Genomic DNA, 12,567 nt, shown 5'->3' with positions numbered 1-12,567 from the left:
ACTGGCATTATATTTTTAGTTTACCCGAAATGAACCAAATTATCCTAACTTTTTTTGGTGGTCTTTTAATGGGGTTATCTCCCGCACCAAATTCGGTTTTTTATTTAGCGTGGCTGGTTTTAATTCCACTGTGGAGTAACATTATTTTTTCTAAAAATTCTCTTAAACAAAATATATTGTTAGGTTTAGTTTGGGGAATTGGTTTTCATGGAGTAGCCTTATTTTGGATCACGGGAATACATCCGATGACATGGATGGGTGTACCTTGGTTCGCGAGTCTTTTAATTGCGTTATTTTGTTGGATTTTTATTACGCTTTGGGGTGCTGCTTTAGTTGCCGTTTGGTCTTTCGGAATGAATTTTGTGAAACGACTCTGTAATACTAACACTCTAAAAGATAGTTTATTTAGAATAATTCTAGGGGTCGCTTTGTGGTGTGGTTTAGAATGGTTATGGAGTAATACCCCGCTTTGGTGGAGTTCTCTATCTTATACCCAAAGTCCTGATAATTTATGGATTTTGCAATTAAGTAAATTATCGGGTTTTTCTGTAGTAACGGCTTCAATTGTAGCAGTTAATGGATTACTGGCAGAAAGTAATTATTATTTATCGAGAAACCGTTCTCAAAGTTATACTTTACTTACTCTAGCAGTATCTTTTTTTGTTTTATTCCATGGATTAGGTTTTTATCTATTCCAGCAACCTTTGAGTGAAACACCAGATAAAGCGATAAAAGTCGGCATTATTCAAGGTAATATACCCAATGAAATCAAATTATATCCCGAAGGATTTAGGAAAGCGATCGAAGGTTATACAACAGGATATCAAAAATTAGCGAGTCAGGGTGTTGATGTGGTTCTAACTCCTGAAACTGCTTTACCGTATTTTTGGAATGATATTGTACAAAACAGTTCTTTTTATCAATCAATACTCCAAGAAAAAGTTCCCGTTTGGCTAGGTGCATTTGGGGTACAAGGAAGCAATTATACAAATAGTCTTTTTACAGTAACAGGAAACGGTGAGATTATCAGCCGTTTCGATAAAGTCAAACTTGTTCCCTTGGGTGAATATATTCCATTTGAACCCATTTTCGGCAAAATAATTAATCGTTTATCTCCATTGGATGCTCATTTAGTTCCAGGGAAACCTAATCAAATTTTTAAGACCCCATTTGGTATAACTTCTGTTGGTATTTGTTATGAGTCTGCTTTTGCTGAACACTTTCGCAAACAAATCCAAAATGGAGGAGAATTTATTATTACTGCTGCGAATAATGCTCATTATAGTAAAGCAATGCCCGCACAACATCACGCACAAGATATAATCAGGGCAATTGAAAACGATCGCTTTCTGGCTAGAGCAACAAATACAGGTTATTCTGCTTTTATTGATCCACATGGGAGAACACTTTGGATATCAGAAATTAATCAATATCAAATTCATTCTGCAACAATTTATCGACGAAATACACAAACTTTATATGTTCGTTTTGGAGATTCGTTAACAAAGGTTTTGTTAGTGTTAGGGATGGGGATTATTTTTGTTCGTTTTAGAATTAGTTAGAGAAGATTATACGGCTCTAATTTCAAACTGGTTTAAGTAAGCTATTGGTTGACTCGGATCAAATTCTCTTTGATCAATAAATGCGGTTTTTAATTCTTTTTTATCTCTCTCTTTAGGTAAATCTAGTTTTAAGATTTCTGCTGCATCCTCATAAACCTTAATGGGATACATTTTATCTAACACTTGATCTGCATCTTTCGGATATTCAGTTAAACCCAAATCATTCCACCGAACCATCTGAGTTAATAACCAGACTCCATGGGATTGCCAAGGATAATTAACATGATCTGGCTTTTTCAAATAATCTGTATTCTGAAAATGATAGAGATTAAAATCTGTAAATTTGAAGGTTTCATTATTAAAATTCTCCCAGTTCTCATACATATATTTATCAATTAAAGACGTTTCAATTAAGGGCTGCGGTACATTCAAATATTGACTTTGTGAGAGAATTTGAGCCACTTCTAAACGATTTTCTGTATTATCACAAAAACGACTAGCATCAATTAAAGCGGCAACTAAAGCCCTTGATGTATTAGGATATTTATCCACCCAACCCTGCATCGAGATTAAAATTTTTCCTGGATGTCCTTGCCATATTTCTTTGCTAGTATAAGGAATAAAACCAATTTGTTGAGCGACTGCTTGTTGATTCCAAGGTTCTGCAACGGAAAAACCATCAATCGAACCTGCTTGTAATTTATAGATTAATTGCGACGGATTAATCGATGTAAATTTGACTTCATTTTCTGGATTAAGTCCCATTGAACCCAACCAGTAACGGAGTAAATAGGTATCCATCGAAGCAGGTGACTCAGTAGCAAAACTAAGTTGTCCCGTATTTCTGGCGTAGTCTCGAAAGTTATTAGAAAACTCTAAAAAATTCTTATATTCAGATGCAGGACGTATTCCCCCTTTCCATGCTTTTTGACCTAATGTAATCGCGCTACCGTTCCAATTCAACATCATCAGAGAAACGAGAGGTGTTTTTTGCTTACCGAGTTGTGCTAACATCGGCATAGCAAATAGACCTTGTGCCGCATCAACTTTCCAGTCTATTATTCCTTTTTCGATTTCATTCCAGCTATTTTGTCGTCTCAGTCCAACCGCTAAACCGTAACGCTCAAAAATGCCTTTTTCTTTGGCTATAATAATCGGTGCTGCATCTGTACTCGCTACATAAGCTAAAGATAAATTTTTCTTTTCTAGTTTGCTTAAATCCAGTTTAAAATCTTCTTCTTGGTTTGGTGTTGGCAGTTGAACACCCGCACAACTAGAAATAATTAAACTAGCTGAACTAAGACCCGCATATTTAACAAATTTACGCCGTTTCATGGAAATTTTTGATACAGTATATCATAATATCGTCGTTTTTCCTCAAGACGGATTAACGATCGCTCTAGGTTCCAAGTGTAGGCCAAGTCACGTAAATAAAGGTACCTACTGCAGCTAAGGCTAAAATCGTTTTAATGACATTCCCGACAATTGAACCAACGACAATACCGATACACACTTTTAAAGAAAGTTGTAAACGTGCCGAGAGTTCCATTTCTTTGCGATATAGAAATTCTCCAATAAAGGCACCCACAATAGGGCCAAATAAAATTCCAATCAACGGCCCACCAATGGGTAAAGCGGGTAATAAACCAAAAAATCCCGCAAATAAGCCAATTAATGACCCAATTTGACTCCAATTACTTGCACCAAGTTTTTTGACACCCCAATAAGTCGCTAATAATTCAACTCCCGTACTCAACAACAAAACGATGAGAGTCACAACCAGAGGTATCGTCACAACCGAAAAACCTTTAACCGCCCCCCAAACAAGGATAGCACCTACAATAAAAATAGAACTAGGTAAACCGGGTAATAACGCACCCAGAACACCAACCATCATGACAGCGATGAGAAACCAATATAAAACATCGTCTCCAATACCAGGATTAAGTGCGATCAAGGACATTTTTTAAACAAAAGAAATCGTGAGCTTATTGATCCTAACAATTTTTGAACATCTTTTTTCCTATCCCTGCCTAGCGAGAGAGTGCGATATAGTTTGAATGTCTCTCCTGTTCAGGTTTGCTCTATGTTAATTCATATTATTGCTGACTACGGAAACAATGACCCCGCCTTTGCTGAAGTCGTTCAACGGTTGTTAACCTATCTCCCCAATGCGACTCCACATTGTCTTTCGGTTGCCCCTTTTAGTACCCTAGCTACTGGTTTTTGGGTGGCTCAACTGGGTTTAAATACTGGGCCTAGTGATCGTTTAGTCTATCATAATTGCGCTCCACGTCAGGATAACCCCGAAGGACGAATTAATAATGAAGGAGAAGGGTTAACGTATGCTTTGCTGCCTAATGGAACAAAAATAGTCGGTGTTTGGGCAGGATATAGCCTTTCTTTTATTAAACACGAGGCGACAACAATTTATAACTTAAATGTGTCTCGCGGGGGATCACAATTTCGTTCAAGAGATGTTTTTCCCCAAGCTGCCGCAGCAATTATGAAAGGAGATGATAGTATTTTAGGCGATGCGATCGCACCCCATCAAATTCCAGATCCACCCTCAGACCGTATTGCATGGGTTGATGGTTACGGTAATCTAAAAACAACCATTCCTGCGAGTTCGATTAATCTACCCACTCAAACCAAAGTTATTGTTAGAGTCGGAGATCTTGTCAGCGATGCAATTTATTCTGATGGTAGCTTTAAGGTACCTGAAGGAACCCTTGCGTTTGCCCCTGGGAGTTCGGGATGGACAAAACAAGACGGAACAAAAATGATCTCGATGGAACTCTTTTTACGGGGTGGAAGTGCATGGCGACGTTTTGGTAAACCAAGAGTCAATCAAATTGTGACTTTTCAACCCCTTTAATCCCTCGATCCAACTAATTTCCGTCAAAATAAACTAAAAACAATAAATTTAGGGTAGAAATCTGATGACAACAACCGCAACGGCTAAACCCTTATCCTTTGAACAACGTTTAGATGAGTCTAATATTACCCGTACCATGTGGTTACTCTGGGCTTTATCGGCTGGACTAATTGGACTCGATGGGTTTGACTTATTTATTATTGGATTAGCACTACCATTTCTACAACGAGATTTTGGACTCAGTACGACTGAAATAGGTGCCGTTGCGGTGGCTGCTTTAGCGGGTTCATTGGTGGGTTCACTCACTCTAGGCCCACTAACTGATAAAATTGGTCGTCAGCTAATGCTATTAGTGGATGTTGCACTGTTTGTGTTTGCAACCGCAGGAACCGCTTTTGCTTGGAATGCAGTTTCTTTGATTGTGTTTCGTTTTCTGGTTGGGGTAGCAATAGGCGCAGATTATCCCATCAGTGTGGCTTATATTACCGAGAATGTCCCCTCTCGACTCCGAGGACGGATGGTGATCGGGGCCTTTACTTTTCAAGCCTTTGGTGCGCTTCTAGGGGCAATTACGGGGCTAGTGGTGATTCACCTGTTCCAAAGATTTTATCCCGATTCAGATTTACCTGCAATTCAATATGCTTGGCGTTGGATGCTTGGCGTTGGACTAATTTTAGCGATTTTGGTGGGATTTTTACGTCTTAGCTTTCTCCATGAAAGTCCCCGCTATTTTATTGCTAGAGGAGACTATGAAGCAGCGACAAAATCTGCCTCAGACTTACTCAATGAACCGATTAAAATTACCCCTGAAACCGATCCCCCTGAACGTGAACCGAGTCTAGAATATGGGACTTTGTTCACGCCTCGCTATCTGAGGAGAACACTTTTAACGACAATTCCCTGGTTTTTACAAGATATTGCAACTTATGGCATCGGAATTTTTACCCCTGCAATTATTGGTGCGTTAGCCTTTGCAAATCAGTCCGATTTTTTAGATAAGGAACTTGCTTCGGCTAGAGGGGCGGCTTTTGTCGATATTTTTCTGATTATTGGTTTTATTATTGCTGTAATTTTAATTGAGCGTGTCGGACGGATTAAATTACAAATTGTCGGCTTTTTGGGGATGGCTGTCGGACTTTTAATTCTAGCTGCATCCGATATTTTAGATGATGGAAGCCATTTTGATATTGCCTTAGTTTTCTTGGGATTTTTTGTGTTTAATTTAATGATGAATGCTGGCCCAAATTCGACGACATTTCTGTTATCGGGTGAAGTTTTTCCCACATCCATTCGTGCGAGTGGGGCGGGTTTTGCGGCGGCTGTAGCGAAGGCAGGGGCAGTTTTAGGGGCGTTTGCTTTACCGATTTTACAAATTGATTTTGGCACACCGATTTTACTTGTGATCCTTGCTGTCATCTGTGTTCTAGCTTCTGTGATGACTTACTTGTTTCGTGTGGAAACCACTGGACGATCGCTACAATCGGTTAGTTTCGATCTTCCTCATGGTGTGCCAAAAATACAAAGTTAAATCGATTATTTTCTACTTTTTTCTCCTTGACAAAAACAGCTTACTATGATATGGAGGTAATTAATAATGGGACTGACATCCCTGAATGAAACAGTTATTGTAAAAGTAAATCGTCAAATTCATTAAACGGAACTTTCATGAAGAACACTATGTTAACTCTGTTGCTTGTGACGGGCATGAGTTTTAGTACTGCTCTAAAAGTCATGGCAACACCTAGCAACCATTCTACCGATCAAATCAATTCTCTGACTCTCGTCAATAATAGCGACTGTAAGGGGGATAAAGATGATGATTGTCGATAAACTGCCTGTACTTAGGCATTAAATAACTCAAAAACCTGTCGGCAAAATTGCTTTAGCTTGTCTATCACATCGGCCGCAGGTTGATATGATCCGACTAATTGCCAGTGTTCGATCGTTGACATTCGCCAAGCCTGTCCTTGATGATTAAACGCCACCATTTCCACCCCAATTAGCCGTTCTTGTTGAGTATCTAAATCTTGGTGAAAGCGAATTTGCACCAGAATACTACGACTTTGGAAGCGAGGACTCCAACCGGGTAAATGAAAGCCAATATCTATTGAATGGGGATCGATCCATTCACGAGTATCTGGATCATTATGCCAGGGTTTAAGATCTGCTCTAGCATCGGGAAAGGCTAACTTAAATAGGCTAACGACTGAAGCAATTTTAGTGGCGAGTTCTAATCCTTTGGCTTGTTCGGATGCGTTCATGTTTGTCTGCTTGCAACACCTAAAATGTAAATCTTGGGTTAATAAATATTTAATACAAGTTAACTCAGATTGGTTGCTGTATCATATGCACTAGCTTTGACGCGTCGATAATTAAGAAAAAGTTCATTTTCGATCCGTTCAACGCTGCATAACTCCCAAAAAGGGGCATCACTGGCGATAAATCCGATTCCTTCGACTGGAGATGGCGCATCAACACCCCCCAAAATCACTGGACAAAGTGTAAGCCAAAATTCATCTATTAAATCTTCTGCTACCAGTGAGGCGATTAATTCCCCACCTCCTAGAATAGCCAGTTTTTCTATTCCAGATTGACTAAATTGTTCTAAGACGGTTAACCAGTTTTCTAAAATTAGCACGCGTTCAAAGTAATTTGGATCAGCTTGCCACAATTGCGATGCTGTCTTCGTCGTTAGTAACCAGCGCGGAACTTTTTGACGAAAAAAACGTAAATTAGGGTCAAGTTGTCCAGAAGCAGAACAAACAATATGAATGGGTTGCGGTGGTTTATTTTGTTCTTGTCGCCATTGGAGAAGATGAGGGCTAGTAATGGGTAAAGTCGTTCCATAAGCCCGTAAAGTTCCTGCCCCAAACAGAGCCGCATCAACTGCAGCGAGTTGTTTTTCTAGGTGTTTTCGATCCGCGACTGAGGGAAAACGGGCAGGCGATCGCTTAATATCAGCAATCTTACCATCGATTGACATTGCCAAAATCACTACGGTTTGTGGTCTATTCATGACGATTTCTATTAACTAGGTTAATATTGTGTTGAGTTTAAAAAGCTAATGAGCCAAAAATCAAACTATATGCCTTGGAAACAATTTTCATTTCGCAGCATTATTTTGACTCGTTTACTGTTAGTGAGTGTTCCTATTTTATTAATGGGTGTCTATATCACTTATCGTAAAGCGCGTTCAGCTTTTCTAGAAACTGCTCGTCAAAATCTGACTGAAAGTGCTATTAGAAATGGAGAAAGTATAGAACATTCAATCCAAGCGTTAAAAATTAATTTAGCAACCGCTAGTGATAGTGTCATTCTTAAGCTTGATGACTCTATTGAAAAAAAAGCGTTCTTAGAACAATTAGCTTATACATTTCCCTTGGCTAATAATTGTGTTCAGTTGGTTGACCTACAAAAAAATCAATTGACGATTAATACTTGCAATGAACCGATGTTTCAGGCAGTCAAGCTTGATTCGTGGCCAAGTCAGAAAAATAAAGTTTTGACTCATCCTTCTGACGTTTATATTAAAAATATGCCTGCTGTTGATGAGACTCAGTTTTCTAATAGAGTTCATCAACTTAATTTACTTTTTTCGGCTCCAGTGTATGATCAAAAAGGTAAGCTTAGGTATGCTTTAAGTCTTAAAACAAGTTTAATTAACCGAGAAAAAATGGCTCCTGGTTCTTTATCAGGTAATCCAGTGGTTATTAGTCAAAATGGAACAATTTTAGCCCATCCTTTATATAAACGAATCGGTCTCAATATCAATCAAGAAGAAGATTACAACAGATTACAAAATCTGATTAATAGTGCAATTGAGGGAAGGCGAGATTTTCTGCATTTATTTTCATTTGAAAAAGATGGGGTAGAAATTGTTGCTGGTTATAGTTCCATTCCTAGTCCGATTACACTTGAAAAAAATCAAAAATGGATTGTTTTAGCGGTTAGCCCACTTGATTATGCTCTGGCACCATTGAGAGATATCAAAAATGTTTTAACCAATATGGTTTTAACTTTAATGATTGGCAATATTTTAGCGATTTTATATATTGCTCGTGAATTATCTCGTCCAATTGAAAAACTTCGAGATTATGCTTTAAATAAAGATAGTATTCATTCTCAAGAACCGATTCCACGAAACTTTTATATTAAAGAGTTAGATCAATTAGCAACTTCTCTTGAAGCAATGCTAGAATCTCTTAAAACTTGGAGTGATGAAGTAATTTCCTCTTGGAGAGAAGCGCAAAATGCTAATCAGTTAAAAAATGAGTTTCTAGCTACAACATCCCATGAATTACGAACTCCCCTCAATGGTATTATCGGTTGTCTGAGAATTATTAAAGATGGTTATTGTGATGATTTACAAGAGCAGGAAGAATTATTATTACAAGCTGATTATGCGGCGGTTCACTTACTAGGGATTATTAATGATATTTTAGATATTGCTAAAATTGAAGCGGGCAAACTTTCGATTAATCCTGAACCACTCGATTTAAAAACTGTTTTAACAGAAGTAGTTAATTTACAATTAGTTCATAGTCAAAAGAAAAAACTAATTTTCAATCTTTCAAATTGGCAGCCAGATGTAATCATTTATGCTGATGCAGCTAAATTTAAACAAGTTTTATTAAATGTTTTAAGCAATGCCATTAAATTTACCGATTCAGGTAGTATTACGATTAGCACCAGTACCGATGAAACGATAGCTTATATTACTGTTCAAGATACAGGAATTGGCATCGAACCCAATCAACAACATAAATTATTCCGTCCTTTTGTCATGATTGATGGTACGACGACTCGTAAATTTGGTGGAACGGGTTTAGGTTTAGCAATTTCTAAAAATCTGATGGCTTTAATGGGTGGAGATATCACATTATTTAGCCCAGGTTTGGGTAAAGGAACAACGGTAGAACTCATCATTCCTTTAGCAGCATCATCCTTAATTACTAAAGATGTAGATTATTATTATGACCCATCAAAGTCAATTCCTCATTAAATTGGGTTACAGGAATCAACCTATAACCCCAAAATTTAAGCATGACATTGACAGCCACTATGAGAACATCCTTCACCATTGGGATGACCATTGGCACAAATCTCACTACAATAGTTTTTTCCGTCTTTTTGAATTGCTTTTGTGGTGTCAACGACACATAGACAAGATTCGCAAGCACATTTCATTAAGTTTACCGTTAGTGAATCCATAATTTAATTACTCCAGTAATAATGAGCTTCAACAACATCTGAATCACTGTTCAGATATTTTTAGTATAACATATGAATACTCATTCAGATATTTAAGTTACTAACTCATGAGAAAAATCCTGACGCTTGGTATAACAATATGGCCCCATCAACGCCCCCCAAATAGCTTGACCCGTTTGCGGATCGATTCCTTTATCATAGGTTTTTAACTCATCACAATTGACTTCAAACCCTAAAGAGACTTGAAAGGTATTTTCTTGGTAAGTAAAGCGACAAGGGGTATCAGAAGTCGGAAAAGCCTTATAATGAAAGCGATCGCCTTCTAGGTGTTGAACATCAACCGCTAGATGACAAGTTGGTAAAACAGTAATTTCATCGAGTGAGATATTTTGTAAACGTTGTGGGTTACGTCCTGCGCCTACAATTGAGTTTAGATCATTAAACATATAATGCTGAACCTCAATTTTAAGTGGACTGGTTTGAATTTGGCGTAATCTTAGAAGACGAGGACGATAAGGCTGATCTAACTTAACAATACTTGCCTGTTCTGCAAAAATCGTCAAACTATCTTCAGGAAACAAGGGAACAGGACGTAACCAGAGATGAAGATGAACATACCAGATAGGTTCTGCAAAAGCTTGTTTTTGATTCTCGAATTCTCCTGCAAGATAGCGTCCAAGAGTAATTAATTCTGGAGATAGCATATTCGTTATTGACCATTAAGATTTAATCGGCACTCATAATCATACTGTCCCATCACAGAAATAGATTGCTCTGCGACTACTTCCAAGTGTCCCAATTATCATTAAAAATAGATGTATCAGGAAAAGCGGTCGGATTGCCACTTTCATCGAGAATACGGCGTAAATCCAATAATTTCTTCTCCTGAATAATCAAATCAGAGTCAACTAATTGATAAGGTAGAATATTCTCTTTTAAGGCAAAAACAGCCGTAATACCCGCAGCAGCACCCGCAGACCATTCAAAGGAATGTACCCGATAAGCAGCAGCAGCAATATGACTTACTGCAATACTTTTACCTGCTACTAAAAGATTATCAATTTCTTGGGGAATTAAGGCTCTTAGGGGAATTTGGAACGGATACGCATTACCTGCCCCTTGACGTTCGCCAGCGCGTTCTGTATTGCCTGGGGCTTCTGGGGGTGATAGAGTCATACAAGGGTGAAAATCGATCGCATAATGTCCAATTCCCACAGAATCAGGGTAAATTGTGGATCGTTTGCGTTTTTGGACTTGTTCTGGTGCGATCGTCCCTTCTAATACTTTAAACCCTTCTAACCCCGATAGTGTTGCCATTAAACGGCGATAAGTATCAGGTGAAAGATTATTTTGATAAAACGTATCTTTATAATTTTGTCGAGAAATATCGATTTCAGAAATCATAAAGCCATCTTCATAGGCAAAAGAAGGTCTTCCGATGATGCGTCGTCCTTCTCGCATATATGGGTATTTCGATAAACCGTGACCAGTACCCATCGGTGAATCTAACCCCGTTAAATACCGATAATTGGGTTCAGGTTTTTTCACCCCGTCACCGAGTTGGGAGTCAGTTGTACCTGTGACTAACCAGTAGAAATATCCGATAGCGTGTTCTTCCCCTTTACGCAGGGTATCAGTTCGCAGTCCACCCATCCAACCACTGGGGTCTAGTTGTCCAGTTGCTTGTAATTGTCCACGAGTATAGATTAAATTATCTTGGGACGTACCAGGGCGATAATCATTGCCCCATGTCCAGTTCTGCATCGAAATATCGCCAACAGTGGGTTTATCGTATGTAATACCGCCAAAAGTTTCTTTTTCTCCGTCTTTTGGACTCCAGATGCGACGATAGGTAAAAACAAGATTAAAACTGGCTAACCGAGGGAGTTCGTAACTGTAATAAGGTTCGTGTTGGGCATAGAATGAGGGAACTTGATGGGTTTGGGGATCTTCCATCGCTTCCATTGCAAAGGTATAAGTAAAACCTTGGGGACAATAAGGATCACCCGTCGAACTAGAGGAAGATGGTTCGAGATAGGTGCGTGGATCGATCCCTAAACGATAGGGGACATCAGCTAAACCGATCAATTCTCCTGTTTCAGTGGCTTCAATGACATACCAGTCTGCTAATTGTTGATTATTAGAAGATTTCGGGACAAAACGGATAATATTCTTGTCGAAACGGGGGGAATTTTCGTAACGATACGCATCTTCAATAATTTGGGATAAAGGTTCAGTGTTAAGGGGTGGTGTTCCTTTTACGGGTTGATGTTGAATAGCTGTAACGCTGGTGATTTGTTTTCCTGTACCTCTATTGGGTAATGCTTCAATGGATAATTCTTTAACGACAGTCGAGGGAAACCATTTGAGTTGACCTTTGCCTTTTTTCGCGGCATCTTTTAATTGATCGAATAATAACTGATGACCATCTTCGGGTAAAAAACAGGATTCACTCACCCAACAATCACCTGGATTAAGTTTTCGATAGTGTTTTTCGATGCGTTCTCTAAATTCTAAATAACCTTGAGGGTAAAACAGTTTTTGTCGTTGGGTTTGGCGTTCGTCTAATGCTGAGGTGCCTTGTGATGAGATTTGTCCCCCCACCCAGTCAGTGATCTCGGTTAAACAAACCGTTTTCCCTCTCAGTAATGCTTCATAGGCGGCCGCGGAACCTGATAACCCTCCACCCACTACTAAAATATCGCACTCAACGGTCTGATCTGGGCTTCTGGGCGGTGTTGCAAGGCTCAGGGGTGAAAAAAATTGTAAAATAGCTAAACTGAGGGGTACAGACGAAAAAAAGCGAAACCAAGATTTAATCAGCATTGCACCAAGTACTTTATGATGTCCAGATTCATTCGAGTATTTTTTGGGTATCTCTGTTCCCTAGTTTCAATTGAAAAGTTTGATGGTCTA

General features: G+C 38.8%; 12 protein-coding genes. 5 read left to right on the top strand and 7 right to left on the bottom strand.

The features are described 5' to 3' along the window. The first annotated feature begins 29 nt into the window (after positions 1-29). Positions 30-1,562, top strand: coding sequence for an apolipoprotein N-acyltransferase (lnt, locus tag CFPU101_RS05110; RefSeq protein WP_242577777.1), 1,533 nt, complete (start codon positions 30-32; stop codon positions 1,560-1,562). A gap of 6 nt (positions 1,563-1,568) precedes the next feature. Here the strand turns inward: lnt and CFPU101_RS05105 are convergent, their stop codons facing one another. Next, complete coding sequence (locus tag CFPU101_RS05105; RefSeq protein WP_206814252.1) at positions 1,569-2,897, bottom strand: CmpA/NrtA family ABC transporter substrate-binding protein; 1,329 nt, start codon at positions 2,895-2,897, stop codon at positions 1,569-1,571. A gap of 64 nt (positions 2,898-2,961) precedes the next feature. Beyond that, the gene (locus CFPU101_RS05100) at positions 2,962-3,525 is read right to left on the bottom strand and encodes a DUF456 domain-containing protein (protein WP_242577776.1); all 564 of its coding nucleotides are present in this window, start codon (positions 3,523-3,525) and stop codon (positions 2,962-2,964) included. Positions 3,526-3,648: 123 nt separating this feature from the next. Here CFPU101_RS05100 and CFPU101_RS05095 point away from each other — a divergent pair, with 123 nt between their 5' ends. The 3 genes from CFPU101_RS05095 to CFPU101_RS05085 all read left to right on the top strand — a co-directional run bounded on the left by CFPU101_RS05095 (position 3,649) and on the right by CFPU101_RS05085 (position 6,270). Further along, a complete protein-coding gene (locus CFPU101_RS05095) occupies positions 3,649-4,440 on the top strand; it encodes an S-adenosyl-l-methionine hydroxide adenosyltransferase family protein (protein ID WP_206814251.1) in 792 nt (263 codons plus the stop codon). A gap of 64 nt (positions 4,441-4,504) precedes the next feature. Continuing rightward, entirely contained in the window at positions 4,505-5,968 is a 1,464-nt protein-coding gene (locus tag CFPU101_RS05090) for an MFS transporter (RefSeq protein ID WP_206814250.1), read from the top strand. Positions 5,969-6,117: 149 nt separating this feature from the next. Next, the gene (locus CFPU101_RS05085) at positions 6,118-6,270 is read left to right on the top strand and encodes a hypothetical protein (RefSeq protein ID WP_206814249.1); all 153 of its coding nucleotides are present in this window, start codon (positions 6,118-6,120) and stop codon (positions 6,268-6,270) included. Positions 6,271-6,281: 11 nt separating this feature from the next. On the opposite strand, the gene CFPU101_RS05080 is transcribed toward CFPU101_RS05085, so the two are convergent. Together CFPU101_RS05080 and CFPU101_RS05075 are read right to left on the bottom strand one after the other, a co-directional pair. Further along, entirely contained in the window at positions 6,282-6,701 is a 420-nt protein-coding gene (locus tag CFPU101_RS05080; RefSeq protein WP_206814248.1) for a hypothetical protein, read from the bottom strand. Between the two features lie 59 nt (positions 6,702-6,760). Beyond that, on the bottom strand, positions 6,761-7,456 hold the full coding sequence (locus CFPU101_RS05075; RefSeq protein ID WP_206814247.1) for a RibD family protein: 696 nt from the start codon (positions 7,454-7,456) through the stop codon (positions 6,761-6,763). 48 nt (positions 7,457-7,504) lie between these two features. Between CFPU101_RS05075 and CFPU101_RS05070 the strand changes: the two genes are divergently transcribed. After that, a complete protein-coding gene (locus CFPU101_RS05070; RefSeq protein WP_242577775.1) occupies positions 7,505-9,442 on the top strand; it encodes an ATP-binding protein in 1,938 nt (645 codons plus the stop codon). 35 nt (positions 9,443-9,477) lie between these two features. Here CFPU101_RS05070 and CFPU101_RS05065 read toward each other — a convergent pair whose 3' ends face one another. From CFPU101_RS05065 to CFPU101_RS05055, 3 genes are all read right to left on the bottom strand, one after another. Next, entirely contained in the window at positions 9,478-9,651 is a 174-nt protein-coding gene (locus tag CFPU101_RS05065) for a metallothionein (RefSeq protein ID WP_206814246.1), read from the bottom strand. Positions 9,652-9,743: 92 nt separating this feature from the next. Continuing rightward, positions 9,744-10,355 (bottom strand): chromophore lyase CpcT/CpeT, encoded by a 612-nt coding sequence (locus tag CFPU101_RS05060; protein WP_206814245.1) that lies wholly within the window; start codon positions 10,353-10,355, stop codon positions 9,744-9,746. A gap of 76 nt (positions 10,356-10,431) precedes the next feature. Further along, positions 10,432-12,477 (bottom strand): FAD-dependent oxidoreductase, encoded by a 2,046-nt coding sequence (locus tag CFPU101_RS05055; protein WP_206814244.1) that lies wholly within the window; start codon positions 12,475-12,477, stop codon positions 10,432-10,434. Between the last annotated feature and the right edge of the window lie 90 nt (positions 12,478-12,567).

It is taken from the genome of Chroococcus sp. FPU101 (genome assembly GCF_017312365.1).
In the GTDB taxonomy this organism is placed as follows: Bacteria; Cyanobacteriota; Cyanobacteriia; order Cyanobacteriales; family Microcystaceae; genus Chroococcus.
This window is presented reverse-complemented; position numbering and strand designations above follow the sequence as displayed.